The sequence below is a fragment of the Microbulbifer regidiadema (SeqCode) genome (assembly GCF_052466995.1).
Genome location: NZ_CP174297.1, coordinates 4,229,427 through 4,250,019, shown reverse-complemented (window position 1 = coordinate 4,250,019; position 20,593 = coordinate 4,229,427). Strand labels below are relative to the sequence as shown.

General features: G+C 48.1%; 22 protein-coding genes and 1 other RNA gene. 17 read left to right on the top strand and 6 right to left on the bottom strand.

Annotated features, from left to right (window positions below):
- Window positions 1-13: 13 nt before the first annotated feature.
- From smpB to ACJJIK_RS18565, 6 genes are all read left to right on the top strand, one after another.
- Window positions 14-493, top strand: coding sequence for an SsrA-binding protein SmpB (gene smpB, locus ACJJIK_RS18590; protein ID WP_444929739.1), 480 nt, complete (start codon window positions 14-16; stop codon window positions 491-493).
- A gap of 40 nt (window positions 494-533) precedes the next feature.
- Window positions 534-1,880, top strand: a complete 1,347-nt coding sequence (locus tag ACJJIK_RS18585) for a sodium-dependent transporter (protein ID WP_444943534.1) — start codon at window positions 534-536, stop codon at window positions 1,878-1,880.
- A 160-nt stretch (window positions 1,881-2,040) separates the two neighbouring features.
- Window positions 2,041-2,430: a transfer-messenger RNA gene (gene ssrA / locus ACJJIK_RS18580) on the top strand.
- Between the two features lie 264 nt (window positions 2,431-2,694).
- Window positions 2,695-2,805 (top strand): Arm DNA-binding domain-containing protein, encoded by a 111-nt coding sequence (locus ACJJIK_RS18575; RefSeq protein ID WP_444929737.1) that lies wholly within the window; start codon window positions 2,695-2,697, stop codon window positions 2,803-2,805.
- A 70-nt stretch (window positions 2,806-2,875) separates the two neighbouring features.
- Window positions 2,876-3,100, top strand: coding sequence for a phage integrase central domain-containing protein (locus tag ACJJIK_RS18570; protein ID WP_444929736.1), 225 nt, complete (start codon window positions 2,876-2,878; stop codon window positions 3,098-3,100).
- 460 nt (window positions 3,101-3,560) lie between these two features.
- Window positions 3,561-4,208 (top strand): hypothetical protein, encoded by a 648-nt coding sequence (locus tag ACJJIK_RS18565; protein ID WP_444943533.1) that lies wholly within the window; start codon window positions 3,561-3,563, stop codon window positions 4,206-4,208.
- 265 nt (window positions 4,209-4,473) lie between these two features.
- On the opposite strand, the gene ACJJIK_RS18560 is transcribed toward ACJJIK_RS18565, so the two are convergent.
- Window positions 4,474-4,662: a hypothetical protein gene (locus ACJJIK_RS18560; RefSeq protein ID WP_444943532.1), complete on the bottom strand. Its 189-nt coding sequence runs from the start codon at window positions 4,660-4,662 to the stop codon at window positions 4,474-4,476.
- Between the two features lie 532 nt (window positions 4,663-5,194).
- Between ACJJIK_RS18560 and ACJJIK_RS18555 the strand changes: the two genes are divergently transcribed.
- A complete protein-coding gene (locus ACJJIK_RS18555) occupies window positions 5,195-5,395 on the top strand; it encodes a hypothetical protein (protein ID WP_444929733.1) in 201 nt (66 codons plus the stop codon).
- Window positions 5,373-5,510, top strand: a complete 138-nt coding sequence (locus ACJJIK_RS18550; protein ID WP_444943531.1) for a hypothetical protein — start codon at window positions 5,373-5,375, stop codon at window positions 5,508-5,510. The genes ACJJIK_RS18555 and ACJJIK_RS18550 overlap by 23 nt, the downstream gene beginning before the upstream one ends.
- Window positions 5,511-5,746: 236 nt before the next feature.
- Here the strand turns inward: ACJJIK_RS18550 and ACJJIK_RS18545 are convergent, their stop codons facing one another.
- Both ACJJIK_RS18545 and ACJJIK_RS18540 read right to left on the bottom strand, forming a co-directional pair.
- Complete coding sequence (locus tag ACJJIK_RS18545; RefSeq protein WP_444929731.1) at window positions 5,747-5,980, bottom strand: hypothetical protein; 234 nt, start codon at window positions 5,978-5,980, stop codon at window positions 5,747-5,749.
- Window positions 5,981-6,021: 41 nt separating this feature from the next.
- On the bottom strand, window positions 6,022-6,162 hold the full coding sequence (locus ACJJIK_RS18540) for a type II toxin-antitoxin system YafO family toxin (RefSeq protein WP_444929730.1): 141 nt from the start codon (window positions 6,160-6,162) through the stop codon (window positions 6,022-6,024).
- A gap of 807 nt (window positions 6,163-6,969) precedes the next feature.
- Here ACJJIK_RS18540 and hsdR point away from each other — a divergent pair.
- The 7 genes from hsdR (at window position 6,970) to ACJJIK_RS18505 (ending at window position 16,641) form a co-directional block, all read left to right on the top strand.
- Window positions 6,970-9,408: an EcoAI/FtnUII family type I restriction enzme subunit R gene (gene hsdR / locus ACJJIK_RS18535; RefSeq protein WP_444943530.1), complete on the top strand. Its 2,439-nt coding sequence runs from the start codon at window positions 6,970-6,972 to the stop codon at window positions 9,406-9,408.
- Window positions 9,409-9,490: 82 nt separating this feature from the next.
- A complete protein-coding gene (locus ACJJIK_RS18530) occupies window positions 9,491-10,975 on the top strand; it encodes an N-6 DNA methylase (protein ID WP_444943529.1) in 1,485 nt (494 codons plus the stop codon).
- Between the two features lie 5 nt (window positions 10,976-10,980).
- Window positions 10,981-12,753 carry a restriction endonuclease subunit S gene (locus tag ACJJIK_RS18525; RefSeq protein ID WP_444943528.1) on the top strand — a complete coding sequence of 591 codons (1,773 nt, stop codon included), beginning with the start codon at window positions 10,981-10,983 and terminating at the stop codon, window positions 12,751-12,753.
- Window positions 12,753-14,375, top strand: coding sequence for an ATP-dependent nuclease (locus tag ACJJIK_RS18520; RefSeq protein WP_444943527.1), 1,623 nt, complete (start codon window positions 12,753-12,755; stop codon window positions 14,373-14,375). The genes ACJJIK_RS18525 and ACJJIK_RS18520 overlap by 1 nt, the downstream gene beginning before the upstream one ends.
- Window positions 14,376-15,236: a hypothetical protein gene (locus ACJJIK_RS18515; protein WP_444943526.1), complete on the top strand. Its 861-nt coding sequence runs from the start codon at window positions 14,376-14,378 to the stop codon at window positions 15,234-15,236.
- 32 nt (window positions 15,237-15,268) lie between these two features.
- On the top strand, window positions 15,269-16,189 hold the full coding sequence (locus ACJJIK_RS18510; protein ID WP_444943525.1) for a restriction endonuclease: 921 nt from the start codon (window positions 15,269-15,271) through the stop codon (window positions 16,187-16,189).
- A 131-nt stretch (window positions 16,190-16,320) separates the two neighbouring features.
- Window positions 16,321-16,641, top strand: coding sequence for a hypothetical protein (locus ACJJIK_RS18505; protein WP_444943524.1), 321 nt, complete (start codon window positions 16,321-16,323; stop codon window positions 16,639-16,641).
- Between the two features lie 45 nt (window positions 16,642-16,686).
- Here ACJJIK_RS18505 and ACJJIK_RS18500 read toward each other — a convergent pair whose 3' ends face one another.
- From ACJJIK_RS18500 to ACJJIK_RS18490, 3 genes are all read right to left on the bottom strand, one after another.
- A complete protein-coding gene (locus ACJJIK_RS18500) occupies window positions 16,687-16,938 on the bottom strand; it encodes a hypothetical protein (protein ID WP_444943523.1) in 252 nt (83 codons plus the stop codon).
- A gap of 145 nt (window positions 16,939-17,083) precedes the next feature.
- Window positions 17,084-17,785, bottom strand: coding sequence for a cytochrome c biogenesis CcdA family protein (locus ACJJIK_RS18495; protein WP_444943522.1), 702 nt, complete (start codon window positions 17,783-17,785; stop codon window positions 17,084-17,086).
- On the bottom strand, window positions 17,778-18,179 hold the full coding sequence (locus ACJJIK_RS18490) for a thioredoxin family protein (protein ID WP_444943521.1): 402 nt from the start codon (window positions 18,177-18,179) through the stop codon (window positions 17,778-17,780). Before ACJJIK_RS18490 ends, ACJJIK_RS18495 begins: the two co-directional genes overlap by 8 nt.
- A 388-nt stretch (window positions 18,180-18,567) precedes the next feature.
- On the opposite strand from ACJJIK_RS18490, the gene ACJJIK_RS18485 reads away from it, so the two are divergent.
- Both ACJJIK_RS18485 and ACJJIK_RS18480 read left to right on the top strand, forming a co-directional pair.
- Window positions 18,568-18,927, top strand: coding sequence for a hypothetical protein (locus ACJJIK_RS18485; protein WP_444943520.1), 360 nt, complete (start codon window positions 18,568-18,570; stop codon window positions 18,925-18,927).
- A gap of 45 nt (window positions 18,928-18,972) precedes the next feature.
- The gene (locus ACJJIK_RS18480; protein ID WP_444943519.1) at window positions 18,973-19,536 is read left to right on the top strand and encodes a DUF4166 domain-containing protein; all 564 of its coding nucleotides are present in this window, start codon (window positions 18,973-18,975) and stop codon (window positions 19,534-19,536) included.
- Window positions 19,537-20,593: the final 1,057 nt, after the last annotated feature.

The following is a 20,593-nucleotide window of genomic DNA, read 5'->3' as shown; positions in this document are numbered from 1 at the left end:
ACTCGTAGTTTTCATGGCCAAGAAAAAGAAAGCACAAACCTCCAATACCATCGCCCTCAACAAGAAGGCCCGCCACGACTATTTCATTGAAGAAAAGTTTGAGGCGGGCGTTGAGATGAAAGGCTGGGAAGTCAAAAGCTGTCGGGAGGGCAAAGCCCAACTGACCGACAGCTATGTCATATTCAAAAACGGTGAAGCCTGGCTGCTGGGTTCCAATATCCAGCCGCTAGCCAGCGCCTCCACTCACTTTGTCACCGAACCCGACCGCACCCGTCGCCTGCTGCTCACCAAGCGCGAGCTCTCCAAGCTGATCGCCGCCGTTGAACAGAAGGGCCACACCGTGGTCGCTACCGCCCTGTACTGGAAGGGGCACCTGGTGAAGTGTGAAATCTGCCTGGCCAAAGGTAAGGCCCACCACGACAAGCGCGAAACGGAGAAGCAACGCGACTGGAACCGCGAAAAGCAACGCCTAATGCGCTCGGCGCACAAATAATGCACAGTGAAGCATCAGAACAATAAATACAGGATTTAGCATGAGTGCACCGCGAGGACAGTTCAGCTCGAATATTGGCTTTTTGATGGCTGCGGCGGGCTCCGCCGTGGGTCTCGGCAATATTTGGGGCTTTCCAACCAAGGCCGCCAGTAACGGCGGTGCCGCCTTTGTAGTCGCCTACTTATTTTTAGCCTTTGCCCTCGCCTACCCGGCCCTGATGGCCGAACTTACCATCGGCCGCCACGCGCGCCGCAATATGGTGCAGGCGCTGCGCTCCATTGCCAGCGGCCCCATCAGCCGTTTTTTCGGCGGCCTGACCGGCTTCGGCGGCATCCTGGTGGCGTCTCTGATCCTGAGCTTCTACGCCATTGTAGCGGGCTGGATGGTCGCCCACCTGGCCGGGCCTTTCGCCAGCCTGTTCGGCGCCCAGGAGGCCGCCCAGTGGCTGGCCGGCAACAGCACCGAGCGCAATATGGTGATGACCGCCATTTTCAGCGGCCTCACTATGCTGATTATCGCCAGTGGCGTTGAGAAGGGCATCGAGCGCTGGTCCACCCTGTTGATGCCATCGCTGATCATCCTGTTACTGCTGTTGATCGGCTACGTACTCACCCAGCCCGGCGCCCTCACCGGCCTGGAAGTGTACCTGATGCCCAACTTCGACCACTTCACCCCGGACCTGCTGATTTCTGCCATGGGCCAGGCGTTTTTCTCCCTGTCCCTGGGTGTAGGCACCATGCTGATCTACGGCTCCTACCTGAGCCAGCAGGAGAGCCTGCCGCGCCTCGGCGCCCTGGTAACCCTGATTGATGTGGGTATCGCCTTTACTGCGGGCCTGCTGATCCTGCCCGCCATGTACGTGGCCCAGGAAGCCGGCACCCAGATCTTCGCTGCCGACGGCGCTCTGATCGCCGGCCCCAACCTGATTTTGCAGGTGCTGCCCGCGCTGTTCGACACCATGGGCGAAGCCGGGATATTTGTCGCCATCGCCTTTTTCGCGCTGATGGTTATCGCCTCCCTCACCTCCTCCATCTCCATGTTGGAAGTACCGGTGGCCTTCTCTATTGAGAACCTGAATATCCCCCGCCGCATCGCCACCCCGATCGTTGGCCTGATTATCTTCGGGGTGAGCAGCACTATCATCTACAACTTCGACGACCTCTTCGGCCTGGCCGTCAGTATCAGCACCGAATACGGCCAGCCTCTGCTCGGCATTGCCCTGTGTATCTTTGCCGGCTGGATCTGGCGCCGCGACCAATTGCTGACGGAGTTAAAGAAGGGTCACCCGGATATCGAACGCACCCTGTTCTGGAAGATCTGGCCCTGGTACGTGCGCATCGTCTGCCCACTGTTGATCCTAACCGCTTTTGTGCAATCCATTCGCTGATCAAGCCCTCCCCCGGCGGCCCCCACCGCCGGGCACCCCCTCCTCCCCAAACCATCCCCTGACAACAGCGATTCTGATCGCCTAAACGCCAGTGACATAAAATTTATTACTCAGAGAAGTTTTGGGGTATACTGGACGACACACGAAAGTGTTTCTTATCGGGGATGACTTGGATTCGACGCCGGTGACGAAACCTTGGGTGCATGCCGTGATGGCAGCGAATCACGTAAATCCAAAGCTGTATTTTATTAGTTGCCAACGACGACAACTACGGTGCCCAACTCGCTGCGTAAGCAGCTTGTGAAGCACTAACTAAGGGTTCGTCCCTTAGCAGTCCTCAGCAAGGTTCCAGTATCGCGCTGTTGACTGTTATACAGAACTGGATCGCCGCAAGCCATACCCGTGGGTAAGCGGTTAAACATCTTACGGGATCGCCCTATACGTCCTGACCGCCGGGCTGTACTGGGTTAAATCAATAGACGGAGCTAAGCATGTAGAGCCTCTGGCAGAGTGCTGACGGACGCGGGTTCGACTCCCGCCATCTCCACCAGATTGCTGTCTCAGACAGCCCACAAAAGCCCCGCAAACTTAGCGTTTCCGGGGTTTTTGTTTATTTGGACCATCCCAGTTAATCTAACTCAAACCCACCAAATCCAGCCATTTTTGGTGGGGTTAATTGTGGGGTCGAGCAGATTTGAGCCACTGACCTCACCAAATTGCCGGAGGGCAAGGAAGTACGCAGGGTTGCCCCGTCGCCCTCAAGCCCCGCGAGAAAAAGTACATCGAGTCCGATGAGAAAGGGCTGGCAATCGAAGTGACCCCGACCGGGGCCAAGCGCTGGGTATTCCGTTTCCGCCTTCACAGCAAGCGTCCAGAAATGGCACCTGGGCTCTCCCCAGATGTAAGCCTGAAGCGAACTCCGTAATAAAGCTCGGTAGCATGTAGCTGAAGGCGTTGACCCTCGCGACACAAAACACGCCCGCAAAGAGTCCGCCTTGGAAGCCAACTACAACAGCTTCTCCACCGTTAGCGATGAGTGGCTCGCTGCCAAGATGGCCCATCTATCCAACTCATCAAAGGACCGTGCCACCCTCACTTTAGAGCGTGACCTAAAACCCTACTTGGGTAAGCGTCCTATCTCCGAGATAAGCCCACCGGAAGTACTTTGCTACCTGCGCCGTATTGAGAACCGGGGCACCCGGAAGGCTGTAGTGGCATAGTAAAAACAGCCCTAAAACTACCCCCTCTCCTATTCTGCCACCCTGGAGAATTACGAAAACTTGAGTGGACGGAAATCAATTGGAATACCAAGCACATAGAAATACCCAGCGAAAAAATGAAACTGGGCCAGCCACACATTATCCCTCTTGCTAAACAGACTCTAGCCTTACTGCAAGAATTGGAGCCACTAACAGGCCATGACAAATAGGTTTTGCCATCAGCTCGCATCCACTGTCTAATAACGGTGTGAAGACAGTGCTCAGATCACTGGGCTATAACAATAAAACCATGGCCGCCTACAGCTTCCGCGCAATGGCCCGCACCCTATTAGACCACGACACTCGGCAGATTTGATTTAGAAATCGCATTTTCATCAAGGAAAAGATTGAATGTGGTATATGCATCTCAAATCAGAGAGGTAGAACACATTCTTCAACGGATTTACGAGGATAAAAGGATATGTCTATCGACGCACATGCAACCAAGGCAAGGGTGGATCAACTGATTGGCACCGCTCTGGTAGAGATTAAGTCTGGAAATGTGGGCTCCTATCAGAAGCTGACTAGCATCGTGCATGACCTCAGCTTCGTCATGCGGGACCTGGATACAGCCAAAGATCAAATACATCACTATAAGAAAATGGTGCCGACCGGCCATGGACCAGAAGCCTACCGAGCCAAGCAATCTATAAATTCGAAGCTTGAAACGATCTCATCACTTGAAGTCTTCCTCATAGAACAATGGGAAAAGGTTCGTGATGCGCTTCAGGAGGCGCTGAAAAAGGCAGAACTGTCAATAGGAGGCAGGAACAAATGGGAAAGCCTAGCTAAGCTTTTCAAAGATATTCAGGCTTTCGATAAAAAATTTAATGGCACTAAAAAATTTAATGACAAGATATCACCTAAAGAAAAAACTACCCAGATTGCAAAGCTCCAGTCCATTCCATATCTAGATATGGCCAATACTAAAGCTCAAATGAAAGTCATTCAAAAAGAAATCAACCAATTAAAGGAAATACCCATTATTTCAGCGCCAATTATGCTTGCCATGATTACTCTCACCCTTCAGTTATTTGCACTATACTTCCTCAATCTCAATAATAAATGAATGGCTACAGGTACAGAGTCTCAATCTCCCTTATAGCAGCTCGCTTGATGCTTTTCATCCGACAGGCTCAATGCCTGTCGGAGCCTTCTAAATAAATGGGATCAGATCAAAAAGGTGTAACGGAACATCCATAGAAGATGATGATTACATTATTGACTACTACAGCTAAGTGCAGCCACATCAGCTCAACAACGGCTTGCCGCCAAATGTGGCAGAAGAAAAATTTCGAGATACTCAAAAGAAACTGGTCAAAAATACTTGACCGCTACACTACCACTTCTACACCGCATCCAAGACTCCACTGGTTATCATTCCATGAAGCCAGATCGTAAGCACCAAAATCATGAAGATAACGAACTACAACAACATAATTAGCAGATATTGCTGGCTCACTTTGCTCGCGCCACATAGACCCCAAACCACTACCTTCAACCACTGCCACTTCCTTATTCAAAACTTTTCAGCTTTGGCGATCACCCGATTCAGGTAATTGAATAAGTCCCGTTTAGGATAAATATAGATTGCTAGCCCTCCATATACAAAAGTAACCCCAATAAGCTATAGAGATTTCCTTAAAGCAAGTTCGTGGGCACAAGGAGAGCCCGGAAAACACAATGATTGGCACTGGACAATAGAGCACCCCGGTTATCAAAAGCTTTTCAAACCGTTTGACACAGCTTTTAAGCAAGGCCAGACATGAGTAAGCTTGTCTTATGGCATGCCCACTGCTCGTAACACCAGCTTAAAAATCAATATTATTGAACCCACACCTTTTAAAGACGACAAACTTGGCTTCAAGGGATTTAAACTAATCTCATATGCCGCACAAGCCTATGCGACTATGCTAGGAGCCGACGAAATTAGGATCATAAGACCTACCTCAGCCAAAACTCGCACCTACAATGAAGCACAGGGGTACCACTATGTCAGTACTGCAAATAAGCCATCTCTGCCAGATTACTGTGTTTTGAAGTTGAGGTAGATATATGAACGACCAAATAAAAAAAGTGCTTGAAGACGCGGAGAAGCGACTTGAAGAACTGTTGCCTGATATAGAAAAGCGTTACAAGGAAGCAGACCAAAACAGCCCCGATGAACCAGATAACCTGAAAGAAGGCATCGTAGACGATCTGGAAATCCCAAGAGCGATAAAGGAGCAAAAAGATGAACAACTCCTCAAAAAATAAAACTGATATGGGAAAAGAATTAAATGGAGCAATGGGACGGGCAGGCCAAAAAGAGCCTCATTTTATTAATAACACCAAGAAAACAGCAATTAAGCGTAACGCTGAACGGACGTAAATTTAGTCAGCAGAAGGCATAGCTCAATTTGGCGGCAAGCCATCGCTGTACTGATGTAGCCGCACTTGGCTGTAGCAACCAGTAATGTAATCGTTGATTAGCTGTTTTGCCGAAGGAAAATTTGAATAGCATACTTCCGCCCCCCTTTAAGCTCCTGAATAAGAATTCAGTTGATGTGTTATCCCTAACTATGCCTCCGGAGAGACCCCGCTTAATCACGCATAGAAAAACTGCGATTAATACCCCTCACCGTCATCTTCCCAGAAATACGGCAGCTGCTTAACAACATCCTCCAAGTGTATAAAACCTCTCACCTCGTCATTCGGAGCAATGTTTGCCCAACCCTCAACGGGACTCCAATAAGAGGCGCTACTTGAGGCGATTCCACAAGTTTCGACAGCGATAATGTATACACCCTGCTTCTTCGGGGCATCTCCCTTGATCCACTTAATATCTTTTAAGTTTGCCATCAATTTTTCATCCTAAACACTTCTGCTTCAAGTGCGCAGCCTCACAACTTAGAGTTTTCTTTTTCAAGAAAATCATGCGTATCTTCCCACACTATCGCAACTAGAAGGTATCGGTCATCATATATAACACCACCACAATAAAGCAACATTGTATCACTGTGACGACAGTCTTGGGACTTCAACTGAAAACAAGCCTTCTCTGCCAGGTTACTGTATTTTGAAGTCGAGGTGGATATATGAACGGCCGGATAAAAAAAACACTTGAAGACGCGAAGAAGCGACTTGAACAACTGCTGCCTGATATAGAAAACATCACCAGGAAGCAATCCAAAACAGCCCCTATGAACCAGACAACCAGAAAGAAGGCACCGTAGACAATTTGTAAATTTCAAGAGCGATAAAGGAGCAAAAAAATAAAAATGATATTAAAAAAATTAAAGGAAGTGATGAAATGGGCAAGCAAAAAAGAGCCTCTTTTTATTAATAACACCTCAAACTAGCGATTAAGTATAATACTAAACGGAAGTAAATGTAGCCAATAGAAGGCGTAGCTCATTGTGAATCAGTGCATCTAGCACCTACACCAACAGCCTCACTCATCAACTAAGAACCACCAACGCTAATAAGGAAAACCCTAAATCATATTGAAACCCTTGATAAAAATTCAATTGATGAAGACAGCCTAGCTGATTTGCTCAACGATGCAGAGAACCTAAAGGGTGTCGAAACACACTTGGCAGAGCTATTCAGTAAAAAATTTGGTCCTTACTAGCACTAAATTCAAAGATATTTGGGTAATTACAGCTGCCCCACACTTACCCACCTGATACGCACTTGCTTCCACCACTAAACAACCACAAAAAACACCCCCCAAACTAACCCACCCACACACATCCCCCTCAAGCCCATCCTGTGATAAATTTAGTCGCAATAATCATTCAAAAAGTGTATCGGGCCTACTATATGGCCCAGCTGTAGGCCTGCATCATATGGACAAGAAGCGGTTTTCCGAAGCGGACATCATTACGAAATACATCCTCCCCGCCATTGAACAAGCCGGCTGGGACCGGCACAACCAGCTGCGCCAAGAGGTCAAGCTGCGGGATGGCAAGGTGATTGTGCGCGGGCAAGTCGGTGCGCGTAAAACCGTTAAATCCGCCGATATCGTCCTCTACCTCAAACCCGGTATACCGCTGGCCGTAATTGAGGCCAAAGCCAATAAGCATAGTGTCGACAAGGGCATGCAACAGGCCCTCGACTACGCCAAATTACTGGATGTGCCCTTTGTATTTGCCAGTAACGGTGATGGCTTTGTGTTTCACGATAAGACCGCGCTAGACCATGGCGGCCCACTTGAGCAGCAAATCCAACTGGACGACTTCCCCAGCCCCGAGAGCCTATGGCAGAAGTACTGCACCTGGAAGGGCTACACCGAAGAGCAACTGCCGGTTATTACCCAGGATTACTACGATGACGGCAGCGGCAAAACGCCGCGCTACTACCAGCTGCAAGCCATCAACAAAACCATAGAGGCCGTCGCCTCTGGGCAAGATCGCATACTGTTGGTGATGGCCACCGGTACCGGCAAAACCTATACCGCGTTTCAAATTATCTGGCGGCTGTGGAAGGCGAAGAAGAAAAAGCGCATCTTATTTCTGGCCGACCGCAATATTCTGGTAGACCAGACCCGCACCAACGACTTCCAGCCCTTCGACACGGCCATGACCAAAGTCAGCGGCCGCACAGTCGACCCGGCCTATGAAATCCACCTGGCCCTCTACCAAGCCCTCACCGGGCCAGAGGAGCACCAGAAAGCCTACAAACAGGTAGACCCCGGCTTCTTCGATCTGATCGTGATCGACGAATGCCACCGTGGCAGCGCCGCCGAGGACAGCGCCTGGCGTGAAATTCTCGAATACTTCAGCTCCGCCACCCAAATCGGCCTAACCGCCACGCCCAAAGAAACTGATGAAGTCTCAAATATCGATTACTTCAACGCCCCCATCTACACCTACTCCCTCAAAGAGGGCATTGAAGACGGCTTCCTCGCCCCCTACAAAGTGGTGCGGGTAGACCTGGATGTAGACCTGCAAGGCTGGCGCCCCACCAAGGGCCAGCTGGACCAGAATGGCGAAGTGATTAAAGACCGCATCTACAACCAAAAAGACTTCGACCGCGTGATGGTGATCGAAGAGCGCACCCAGCTGGTGGCAGAGACCATCACCGCCTATTTAAAGCGCACCGACCCCATGGCCAAGACCATTGTCTTCTGCAACGACATAGACCACGCCGAGCGCATGCGCCGCGCCCTGGTAAACCTGAACAAAGATCAGGTCGCCAAGAACGAGAAGTACGTGATGAAAATCACCGGCGATGACGCGATCGGCAAGGCCCAGCTGGATAACTTTATTAACCCCAAAAAAGCCTATCCGGTAATCGCCACCACCTCCGAACTCATGACCACTGGCGTGGATGCCAAAACCTGCAAGCTGGTGGTGCTGGATCAAAACATCCAGTCCATGACCAAGTTCAAACAGATTATCGGGCGCGGCACCCGTATTGATGAAAAATTCAACAAACTTTGGTTTACCATCCTCGACTTCAAGAAAGCCACCGAGCTGTTTGCCGACGAGCGCTTCGACGGCATCCCGGAGAAGGTCTTAGCCGCCAATCCGGCGGAGATTATCGACCCAGACAATCCCACCTTCGATAACGAACTCAACCAAATCGAAGACCAGCCACAAGCGGACGAATCCAATACGGATAACGAAGAAAACACACTAATCGACGGAGCCTCCAGTAACTCCATTCAATACCCGAATTTGCAGGAGGAGGACGAGCCCTTTATCAAGTACCGGGTCAACGGCGTCGCCGTGAAAAAGATGGCTGAGCGCGTGCAGTACTACGATACCGACGGCAAACTGGTCACCGAATCCTTTAAGGACTACACCCGCAAAGCCGTCAGCAAATGCTTTGCCTCCCTGGACGACTTCACCCGCAAATGGAAAGACAGCGAGCGCAAACAAGCCGTGATTGACCAACTCGCCACTGAAGGCGTGATCTGGGAAGTACTGGAGGAAGAAGTGGGCCGGGATATGGACCCGTTCGACCTTATCTGCCACATCGTATACGATCAGCCGCCACTGACCCGGCGCGAACGGGCCGAGAACGTCAAGAAGCGCAACTACTTCAGCAAATACTCCGATGTTGCACAAAAAGTGCTCGATATGTTGATCGAGCAGTATGCCGATGACGGTATCAAACAGCTGGAACAGCCGAGCTACGCCGAGCTCAAGGTGCCGCAGATTAAACCCCTGGGCAGCCCCAAAACCATTGTCCAAAAAGAGTTCGGCGGTAAAAACGAATATCGCCAGGCGCTGCACGAGCTGGAAGACCAGCTCTATCGCGACGACGACCTCAGCGCCTAGCCACTAAGGCCGCCCAGCAACCACCCAAATACCCCAGCTGCGCTCAGCCAACGAGCGCAGCCATTTACGATTGAGAAGTACTATGTCCGTCAGCACTGTCATCAAATCCATCCAAGATATTATGCGCAAAGACGCCGGCGTCGACGGCGATGCCCAGCGCCTCGGGCAAATGTCCTGGCTGCTGTTCCTGAAAATCTTTGATGCCCAGGAAGAGGAACTGGAGTTTGAGCAGGACGACTACCGGGCCCCTATTCCCAAAAAATACCTGTGGCGCAGCTGGGCCGCCGACAGCCAGGGGATTACCGGCGATGAACTGCTGGAGTTCGTCAACGAACAGTTGTTCCCCAAGCTCAAGGGTCTATCGGCGCCGATCAGCAGTAATCCCCGGGGCTTTGTCGTCAAGGAGGCGTTCAATGACGCCTTCAACTATATGAAGAACGGCACCCTGTTGCGCCAAGTGATCAACAAGCTCAACGAAATCGACTTTACCGACTCCAGCGAACGCCACCTGTTTGGCGATATCTACGAGCAGATCCTGAAAGACTTGCAGAGCGCTGGTAACGCCGGGGAGTTCTACACCCCCCGCGCCGTAACCCGCTTTATTGTGCAGATGATCGACCCACAGCTGGGGGAAACCATTTTCGACCCCGCCTGCGGCACCGGCGGCTTCCTCGCCTGCTCCGTGGACCACGTTGAAAGCAACTACGTAAAAACCGCCGAAGACCAGCTGGCCCTACAAGAGCAAATCCGCGGCGTCGAGAAAAAGCAGCTACCGCACCTGCTGTGTACCACTAATATGTTGCTGCACGGCATAGAAGTGCCGGTGCAAATCAAGCACGGCAATACCCTCAGCAAGCCCCTATCCAGCTGGGAGGAAGATATCGATGTAGTGGTCTCTAACCCACCCTTCGGCGGCACCGAGGAAGACGGTATCGAGAAAAACTTCCCCGCCGAAATGCAGACCCGCGAAACCGCCGACTTGTTTTTGCAGCTGATTGTCGAGGTATTAAAAAACAAGGGCCGTGCCGCCGTAGTATTGCCAGACGGCACCCTGTTTGGCGAGGGTGTAAAAACCAAAATCAAAAAAATGCTGCTGGAAGAGTGCAACCTGCACACCATTGTGCGCCTGCCCAAATCGGTATTTGCCCCCTACACCAGTATCAAGACCAATATCCTGTTTTTTGAGAAAGGTACACCCACCAAAGATATTTGGTACTACGAAGTGCCCTTGCCCGAAGGGGTAAAAGCCTTTAATAAAACCAAACCTATGCAGCTGGCTCATTTCGATGAGTGTGCCGACTGGTGGGGCGAGGGCAAGCGCCAGAAAACCAAGCTTAAGCGCAAAAACCGCCTGGCCAACGAGCGCGCCTGGCAAGTGAGTATCGATGAGATTATCGAGCGCAATTACAACCTGGATATTAAAAACCCCCACCAGGAAGAGGAAGCCAGCCACGACCCCGATGCCCTATTGGCCCAGTACAGTAAGCAGCAAGTAGAGATCCAGAAGTTGCGCGACCAACTGAAAGGTATTTTATCCGAAGCCCTTACTGGCAAGAGCGAGGGTTAACAGCAATGAGTGCGGAAAAATTAATTACTGAGAATCTGGAACTCTGGACCTCTGCGGTTAAGGCCAAGAAAACCCAGGGCCGAGGCAGCAACAGCAAAAGAGAACTGTACGGCATTAAGAAACTGCGCGAGCTGATTCTGGAGTTGGCGGTGCGTGGTAAGTTGGTGCCGCAAGATCCGAATGATGAGCCGGCTAGTGTGTTGCTGGAGCGGATTGCTATAGAGAAGGCGAAGCTCATCAAAGATAAGAAGATTAAGAAACAGCCCCCTCTTCCTGAAATAACTAAAGAAGAAATGCCTTTTGAAATTCCAAATGGCTGGTCATATGTTCGCTTAGGGGACCTAACGAGTAAACTCGGTTCAGGAAGTACTCCTAGAGGCGGCAAAAATGCTTACGTTGATAAAGGAATACCCTTTCTTCGCTCCCAAAATATCTGGAACGAAGGCTTACGATTAGATGATATTGCTTACATTACAGATGAAACTCACCAAAAAATGGGAAATACGAAGGTAGTACCTGATGACGTATTGCTCAATATTACAGGTGCATCCCTGGGCCGATCTGTTGTGTTCCCCAAACACCTAACAGAAGCTAATGTAAGCCAGCACGTAACCATCATACGTCCGATAGAAAACCAAATGAGTAGATTCATTCACTTGGGAATTTTATCCCCTATGGTTCAGCACTTAGTCTGGGGCAGGCAAGTCGGCATGGCTATTGAGGGGCTAAGCAAAAAGGTATTAGAGCAGTTTGAGTTTCCTATTCCACCATTAAGTGAGCAGAAAAGAATCGTCAACAAAGTCGACGAACTCATGGCCCTCTGCGACCAACTGGAACAGCAAACCGAAGCCAGCCTGGACGCCCATCAACAGCTGGTGGATACCCTGCTGGCAACCCTAACCAGCGCCCAAGACGCCGAAGAACTCAAGCAAAACTGGGCCCGCCTGAGCGAACACTTCGACACCCTAATCACCACCGACTACGCCGTAGAACAACTCAAGCAAACCATCCTGCAACTGGCCGTTATGGGCAAACTGGTACCCCAAGATCCCAACGACGAACCGGCAAGTGTGTTGCTAGAGCGGATTGCAGCGGAGAAGGCAGAGCTGGTTAAAGAGAAAAAGATTAAGAAGCAAAAGCCCTTGCCGGAGATCGGCGATGAAGAAAAGCCGTTCAAACTCCCCGCAAATTGGAAGTGGTGTCGCTTAGACGATATTTGCTTCGGCATAACCTCAGGCTCAACGCCGCCTAAAAGTGAATTTATTGACGACAAAGGGATTCCATATCTTAAAGTTTACAATATTCGCAATCAGAACATTGATTTCGAATATAAAGCGCAATATATCGAACCCACTTATCACTCTACAAAACTCAAGAGATCCATTCTTTATCCAGGGGATGTAATTATGAATATTGTTGGCCCTCCATTAGGAAAGGTCGCGATAATCCCCGATACGGCTCTAGAATGGAATTGTAATCAAGCTATCACTTTTTTCAGGCCAATTGATGAACATTTTAGCACCTACATTTATACATACTTGAAAGCTGGCATTTTCCTCGCAGATATTGAACTTATTGGCACCGCTGGGCAAGACAACATTTCCGTTACCAAAAGCCGGAGTATTGTACTACCTACACCACCAATTGAAGAGCAGCAAAGAATCGTTGCTAAAGTCAACCTACTATTAAGAATCTGTGAAAAATTTGAAGCTCACTTGGAAGAATCTCGAAACACTCAACTACTGCTAACCAACACACTGATTCATAAAACTACATAATGACAGCAATCACACATAAAAACGTTGAATTCATTTTAAATGATAGGCCGGCAAGAGCCCAAGACAATCAGATTGTTGTCTGGCAAACAAGAGATGAAGACAGTGATTTCTCATACATTATTAGATCTAAATATAAGGCAAATATCCAGGGAAGGAAAGCTGAGGGAGAAATATTTACTGGAATATTAAAACAGAAGCCAGAAAAGGAGTATGTAAGTATAGATCAATACCTTGAGGCCAAAAGAAACGGAGAAGAAGACGATCTATTTAATGGAACAACTGTATATTCCATGCTTCCATCACTTGGCCACTATAGAAACCTAATCAACTCATTAGGCTGGACCGCCGCCGAAAAATTTCTTGACAGCGCAAATGATTTGATTTTTGCCAAAACATTAAAGAATCAACCGCAATGGTTATCTAGCGCAATTAAATCAAATTGCTTTAAACGTGCATTCATGAGAAATTCTGAACCATTTTTTGCTTTTCACAATGCTGAAATGCTTTTTGGAGAAGACTCACGTGAGGATTTCACTAGAATAAGCCAAAAATTAAGCCTCTCTTTTCAGCTCGATGGATTTTCAAACAGACATGAGATAGAGCTGAGATATGATGCGAACAGCCTTATCCCCAGAAGAATTAACATTCTAATTGGACGAAATGGCACCGGAAAAAGCCAAGCTTTAAATAGATTTTGCCGTGCTGCATTACAACGCAAGGTTAAAAGCACCTTACTTAAAGATACTGACTTATCTGCTAGACCAATGATAAGTCGACTTATTGCAATTGAAACTCCAGGGGAGACCGCAAATACTTTTCCCACTGAAAGAAAACAGACTCAAAAACTCTATTATCGAAGGCTCAGTCTGACTAGATCATCGGGACAGCCTTCAAAGAGCAACATTGGTAGCGACCTAGTTCAGCTATTTCGAAGTGAGGATGAAATTGGCAAAGACACTAGGAAAGGCCTTTTTTTTGAAGCTGTCACTAAATTAATCCCCAAGAACGAATTATATATTCAACATGAAAACGGCCCTATCAGCATAAAGAGACTCGTGAGTGGTGGAGAACAAGAGAAACTGGATAATTTTAACCTTATTTCTGATGGTTCGGAATTTATACGCGTTATAAACGAGCAATCATTTCCACTAAGTAGCGGTCAGCTGGTCTTTATTAAGTTCGCCTTATTATGCTGCCTTCATATAGAGAATGGTTCATTTGTGGTTATGGATGAACCTGAAACTCATATGCATCCAAACATGATATCAGATTTTGTCAGACTTCTAGACTTCATATTAGAAAATACAGGCTCCCAAGCTCTAATAGCTACGCACTCTTCTTATTTTGTTCGGGAGGTTCCAAGGGAGCAGGTTCATGTAATCAAAGTCCAAGATGATGATGTATCCAGGGTAACCATAACCACACCTCGTTTGAAAACTTTCGGCTCTGACGTAGATTCAATTTCACAATTTGTTTTTGATGAAAGATTTGAGAATAGCCTTGCCGAAAAAGTACTAGATAACTTTAAAGGAAGAACCTTTAAGGATATCGAGTCAGAAGTTGGCAAAGACATCGCCCTTGGCTGCCTTATGAATATTCGCCAAAAACTGGAAGGTGTTTAATTGAAATTTCTAAGCGCTCCCCCCGTTGATGATTTGAACGCGATCAAGAACAATTCTGAAAATTCTCGATTAAAAAAAACAAGCTACCCGTATCTTAAGCATAAAATTCATTTAATTCGCAGACAATATAAACATTATCATCTTAAGCGAGGCAATGCCTGGAATATAGAAAATAGAATAATACCCGAAGAGTTAAAAAACGGACTCTTTAAAAACTATAACAAACCGAGACCAAAAGATTTAAAATTTATAGATGATATTGAGAGTAGCTCTCCAGATACTTGCCCTATGTGTGGGTCATTTAAAACCACCGACGTCGATCACTTTTTACCCAAGAAACATTATCCAGAGTTCTCTGTATTCTCAAAGAATCTTATTCCTGCATGTAATTGTAATAGGAATAAGGCGACTAAGATTGTCGGTGAAGCAAGTACGAAGGCTAGATTTTTACACCCATATTATGACTCTTGTTTAAATCATAGGCTAATAACTTGCTTCATTGAGTTTTCATCCGAGTCAGACACGCCTAAAATTAGTATACAATCTACTGAGCAGGGTCATGAACTTGAAGCATCAATCAATTACCATATTAATGAAATTGTAATTCCTAGTGGTATCATAACTACTCTTAACTCTTTTTGGTCAAGATTATGGGTATTTCCACTCAATGTGATACAGACACTTCCAAGATCTACAGTTTCTAATAAAGAAATGTTAAATTGTCTAACAGATAGACTGGTTAGACTAGATCAACGTTTTGAGACACCAAACAACTGGGAGTCTATTTTCACTCATGGTCTAATTCACTCCCCAGGCTGCATTGCCCGCATTACAGCTAGGCATAATGAGTCACTTTCATAACTCCTAAACCAATACCTTTATGGAAAAGCTTAATGACCAACGCATGGATGATCCGCGCCGGGCGCGGTGGTATTTACAGTGAAGACTTCGAGAAAGGCTTTGCCGCAGTGGGTTGGTCACAGCCGGGAGACCTAAGCCAGTATTCAAGCACCGAGCGCTTGCGGGATGAATACATCAAGATTTACGGCAATGATAAGCCTGCGGCCACTGCCAATGCCCTCGCTATGATCCTGAAGTTTCGCGATCAGATTGCCGCTGGCGACTATATTGTGAGCTACAACCCGGAGACACGGAACTACCTATTGGGCGTCGATAAAGGGGAGTACCGCGACCAGCTGCCACAAAAAGCCAAGAACTCCCTCGGTTCAACCCTCACCCTCTTCTCCCTAAGCCAGGAAACCATTGATGCCTTCTTAACCATATTCGAGGGCCGTACAGTAACGCCGCAGGAAGACGAGGCCGCAGAAACTGATAGCGCACAGCTCAAAGACGAAACCGTGGCCCAGAGCCACGAACTCATCAAAGACAAGATCGCCGCACTGCTTCCCGAAGAAATGGAAGAACTGGTTGCGGCAATACTGCGCGCGATGGGCTTTAAGGCCAAAGTATCCCCCAAGGGCCCGGATCGCGGTGTGGATGTGATCGCCTCACCGGACGGCCTGGGCCTTACCCAGCCGCGTATTAAAGCCGAGGTTAAACATCGCAACGGCTCCATGGGCGCCCCCGCCATACGTGGCTTTATCGGCGCCCTGCGGGAAGGAGATTCCGGCCTTTTCGTGAGCACTGGCGGCTTCACCCGCGAAGCCCGCTACGAAGCCGACCGCTCCACCTTCCCCCTCACCCTGGTGGACCTCGATGACCTGGCCGATTTAATCGTCAGCCACTATGAGAGCTTCGATTTGGAAGGCCGAGCACTAATGCCGCTGGTGCGTATTTACTGGCCGGTGGATTAAAGCCGGCTTGAATATTGCGGTTCAGAAGAGGCCATTCATCACCGCAAGCTCTTCTGGACCAAGGTTAATAGTGCTAGCCAGAAGCTATTACTTATGGAAAGTGGAACACATATTCAGGCTTATAAATAGTAATGGAATTCAATAAATATGAGCTGGCCGCTAAGGATATAGCCATTCACTATGCCCGACAGCTAAACAATCAGTGGGCTGAAAATATTATCCTCGGCAATAGTGACCTTCTCTCCGAAGACAAAGCTCGCAGACTAACCCAGTTTTTCTGGGACATGGCAGATCAAGCAGCTGAAGATTACCAGGCCGACGAAGAATTAGAGTTTGAAGTAGACCTTGAGAGCTGCATGGAAAGGCTAATGAATATTTTTATCGGCCATATCCAAAAAGCAGGTTTTGGCCAGCAATGGATTGAAGAATCCGGCAGGATTAACAGCGCATAGGATGCGTTAACTCATGGAAAGAGTCTCGATTCGAATCGTCAAACCTTAATAAACAATTGCGTTATAGCCATTCTTTTCTTTGAAAAGTACAGAAACCGGCTTGTTGCCACGCTCAAATTCAATCATTGCGTATTGGCATCTATCAAAATTCATCACCTCAAGCCCTGAGTAAACAGTAATTTCAGTTAATATCACTACCGCCTGGTTGACTTCAAAATCCGGGCACGGTGTATCTCCCGATATAGTTGGAATAGTTAGCCAGATATTATTAAACTCTTCCTGATCGTAAACATTCAATATCCTAGCTTAAGGTATATCCGCCTGATAACCCTGAGAAAATAGATGGTATTCCTTCTCATAAAATTCATCTTCGTTTGCAGAACTACCAGATCCCGCCCCTACAGCCCCCCAGATATCCAATTCTAGATTTAATAAAACAAAATCAAAAACTAAACGTCCACTCGGGCATCCAGTTCAAAGCCCAAGTTTCCAGCACCTTATCAAAGCCAGTTAAAACCATAACACCGAGCAGTAAAAGTATGACGCCAAGTGCCACTTTGCCACCAAGTGCAAAAGCCCCCACTGATGGGGATAAGCGGCTATAAATTTTCCGCGAGAGCCCCCCGGCCACCAACAAAGCGGCAGCGGTACCCAACCCAAAAGAAAACATCACTATAAAAGATTGGCCCAGCTGCTGGCCTATGGAGGCGAGCGCAATTGCCGCTCCCAGAGTGGGGCCTACGCAGGGCAGCCAAATAATTCCGGTGAGGAAGCCGATACCAAACTGCCCGGCCCAGGCACCATCACCGGTAATACTCGCCCCGGCGGTAAGCTTGGACAAACGCAGCGTCACCCAGTCGGACAGGGGTTTGATAAGCAGTATAAGGGCCACAACCACCAACAGGATGGCCGCGATATAGCGAAATAACTCTGGGTCCAGCCCTAAAGAGACCAGCAGAAAGCTCAGTACGGTTCCAGCCAGGGCAAAGGATAAGCTAAGCCCTATGGCGAGCGCATAGGGACCCCAGCGCCCTGCACTGCTGGAGGCGCCAACGACCATTGGCACCAGCGGCCAGACACAGGGGGAGAGAATACTCAGCGTGCCCGCAACCAAGGCCAGGGGGATAGCACTGTATTCAAGCATTTTCGCCGCAAGCCTTCACCGAGTTAAAGATATTCTGGCGAATCACATCGGCGCGTGTTTCGGCAATGCTGAACCAAACCTGCTGCTCCCCAAGATAGAGCAACAGGGTTGACTGTCTGGGCGCACGAAAGTGCTTTACCCACTCTTTTTGTTGATCAAAGTTCACATCCAGAACAGTGAGGCCACACTGGGGATTCTCTTTCTGGAATTGCGCAAGAATCACACTCTGCTTCTTACAGGTAGGGCACCAGTCTGCCCGCACATCAATCAATACCGGTTGCTTGGCAGCTTGCAGCTCTTTAAAGCGCATCTCGGAGAAACGCTCACCGGCTGATACGAGGGGTACAGAGAGCAATAAGAGAGTTGCGAACAGGGTGCGGTAAAGTAGTTTCATATTAGTGATACCTCAAGTGGAGGGGTACGAGTCCCAATAAATAGACTAATTTGCTGGTATAGCAAGGGAGCCCCTGTGTCATTGCGCAATCTCTCTGCGAGCCTTAAACAGATATGACCCTAAAGTCGCGCCCTGCTGGACTTACAGAGACACGCAGAATGACCCAGAAGCTCTCTAGCTTTGTCGTACCAGGTAGCGAATTCTTACAAAGGACTCCGATATTTCTCTGGCTCCAGTTATTGCCCACCTATTGAAGCTATCTATTTACAGACTCACTTGATTACTGGCCATATCCCGATAAGATCCTGCGGGTTATTTTGCTGACCGCAATCAGCGTGTCCCAAAGCTCTACAGCAGTATTCAATATCAGATGGACTTAGATCGAAAAATGAACAAACTTTTTCCCCTTATTGCCATGACTCTCGCCACTACTGCCTGCATGCAATTCGAAGTCAAACCGGGTCGTGTTATTGGCGATACTGTGGATGCGAGCAAAGAGGCTTACCAAAGTATTCAACGCAGCCGCCGAGGCGAGGAGGAAAGAGCTTTCTCCCACAAAACCAGTTACGACGCTGCCATATCTAATGCCGCCAATATTGCCAGCTGTAAGAAAGAATTGATGGAAGTGGTTAGTCTGTCAGACCTGGTTGTATCCCAGGTGATCTCTGAGTCCTCAGAGGTGCAGGATAAAGACGGGGACAAGACCATTTACTGCGCAGTGCAAGCGGTGGTTCGCCCTAAGGCTTAAACATTCGGGAAACAGCGCTCTAGTGATTTATTCAGGTATTACCCGATGAATAATGCGGTTCTCAACTGGTTTGGGCCCGACTTTAGTACGCTGAATCCACTTTTACAGCGCTTACATACCCAGGGAGCCCAACTGAATGGGGCGGTGAATATCCGCTTTGGCTCCGGCATCGCCGGCTGGATTGGCCGGCGCATGGCGCGCAAATTGGGGGCGCCCACAAAAGCTGGCAAGGTACCTTTTTCTGTAGAAATTCATCACTCCTCAGAAAAACTAATCTGGTCTCGCACTTTTGCCAGCACCCATCCCCTTACGTCAGAGTTCTACCCAGTAAGGACTTATCAACAAGGGGGGTACTGGATTGAATCCACCGGCCCGGTCAAAATACAGCTTGGGATTTCAACCGAGGGCGGTAACTGGCAGTGGCAACAACAATCCGTGTCTATTTTTGGGGTACCTATTCCAGCACTATTCAGACCCAAGGTTTATGCCGGAAAGGCTATTGTGAATGGGCTCTACCAGTTTGAAGTGAAAATCTCCTTGCCAGTACTGGGCTTTCTCTTTGGCTACTCTGGCATATTGCACGAAGGTGGTAAAAAACTAATCGATTAGATTCGTGTGGTTAACTATGTACTTTCCCTGTGGATAGATACGAGATAATTTCGAACAAAATGCTGAGCACAAGTTTTATCCAACTAAATTAATCCGTGTTAGAGAATCATTCGATATATTTTTCTCAGCGATTCTAAGGGCGGCCGGGGAGAAAGAATAGTTATTGAGCCACCCCTCTCAATTTATAGCTATCTATTAATTTTTTACCGTTAGGGTTTCGAGAGGGACTTTGCCACTGTGGGTTGCTCAAAGCTGGAAGAACTTAACTGGTACTTCAGCGCCAACAACTACCTACTGGATATCGATAACAGGGAGCACCTTTAGCAGCCGGCCCCGACCCTCACCTCCCTAAGCTAGGAAAGCATCAAAATCTTTCTGAGCATATTCGAAGGCTGTACGGCAATACCTCTTTAAGTGAATTCTATACCGTTAATTTCTAGGCTTTTTCTATCGCCCTTCCACACTTTCCATCTACCAATACTTCGGACACTTTTGAGAGGCAAATTGGGGGCGTAGTGCTGGAATCCATGGGCGGAGACTGAGAGAATAAGGTTTACGAAATCTGATTAACGCAGTAACTGCCCATGGAAGACACAATTAAAAAAGTTTTTGCCAAAATGTCCAGTGTTGATAAGCCCCAGCAGAATGAAGCCATAAACCTTCATGTTAATTCGTTCCTAACAGCGCTGAATTTGCTGAAATTTTAAGATCGCAGAGAGGCGCAGACAGATGCACCTACAGTTATCTCAATCGCCAGCTGGAAGCGCCGCAAGTTCAACCAACATCTAATAGATAGGGTTTTTAGCAGCTTAGGTCTGGACCGAAGCTGTGAAAAAGTCAGCTACATTTATGATCACTACAGCGATTACGCGGCAATTGCGGCATAAAAGTGTCCGAAGTATTGTTACTATGTACTCGAAAACTATTTGCCCGATAAAGTCGGTCAAATATGTCAATTCTTACTGGATGGTGATGTGGTTCTCTTAGATTATGAAACATAATATTGATATAAATAATTTTTCTAAATCTTTATCTCATGCAGGTCTTATAGCTTCTT

What these genes read in the sequence shown, in the direction of transcription:
- smpB (WP_444929739.1), top strand. Translation starts at nt 14, where the DNA reads ATGGCCAAGAAAAAGAAAGCACAAACCTCCAATACCATCGCCCTCAAC.
- ACJJIK_RS18585 (WP_444943534.1), top strand. Translation starts at nt 534, where the DNA reads ATGAGTGCACCGCGAGGACAGTTCAGCTCGAATATTGGCTTTTTGATG.
- ACJJIK_RS18565 (WP_444943533.1), top strand. Translation starts at nt 3,561, where the DNA reads ATGTCTATCGACGCACATGCAACCAAGGCAAGGGTGGATCAACTGATT.
- ACJJIK_RS18555 (WP_444929733.1), top strand. Translation starts at nt 5,195, where the DNA reads ATGAACGACCAAATAAAAAAAGTGCTTGAAGACGCGGAGAAGCGACTT.
- ACJJIK_RS18550 (WP_444943531.1), top strand. Translation starts at nt 5,373, where the DNA reads ATGAACAACTCCTCAAAAAATAAAACTGATATGGGAAAAGAATTAAAT.
- ACJJIK_RS18545 (WP_444929731.1), bottom strand. Translation starts at nt 5,980, where the DNA reads ATGGCAAACTTAAAAGATATTAAGTGGATCAAGGGAGATGCCCCGAAG.
- hsdR (WP_444943530.1), top strand. Translation starts at nt 6,970, where the DNA reads ATGGACAAGAAGCGGTTTTCCGAAGCGGACATCATTACGAAATACATC.
- ACJJIK_RS18530 (WP_444943529.1), top strand. Translation starts at nt 9,491, where the DNA reads ATGTCCGTCAGCACTGTCATCAAATCCATCCAAGATATTATGCGCAAA.
- ACJJIK_RS18525 (WP_444943528.1), top strand. Translation starts at nt 10,981, where the DNA reads ATGAGTGCGGAAAAATTAATTACTGAGAATCTGGAACTCTGGACCTCT.
- ACJJIK_RS18520 (WP_444943527.1), top strand. Translation starts at nt 12,753, where the DNA reads ATGACAGCAATCACACATAAAAACGTTGAATTCATTTTAAATGATAGG.
- ACJJIK_RS18510 (WP_444943525.1), top strand. Translation starts at nt 15,269, where the DNA reads ATGACCAACGCATGGATGATCCGCGCCGGGCGCGGTGGTATTTACAGT.
- ACJJIK_RS18505 (WP_444943524.1), top strand. Translation starts at nt 16,321, where the DNA reads ATGGAATTCAATAAATATGAGCTGGCCGCTAAGGATATAGCCATTCAC.
- ACJJIK_RS18495 (WP_444943522.1), bottom strand. Translation starts at nt 17,785, where the DNA reads ATGCTTGAATACAGTGCTATCCCCCTGGCCTTGGTTGCGGGCACGCTG.
- ACJJIK_RS18490 (WP_444943521.1), bottom strand. Translation starts at nt 18,179, where the DNA reads ATGAAACTACTTTACCGCACCCTGTTCGCAACTCTCTTATTGCTCTCT.
- ACJJIK_RS18485 (WP_444943520.1), top strand. Translation starts at nt 18,568, where the DNA reads ATGAACAAACTTTTTCCCCTTATTGCCATGACTCTCGCCACTACTGCC.
- ACJJIK_RS18480 (WP_444943519.1), top strand. Translation starts at nt 18,973, where the DNA reads ATGAATAATGCGGTTCTCAACTGGTTTGGGCCCGACTTTAGTACGCTG.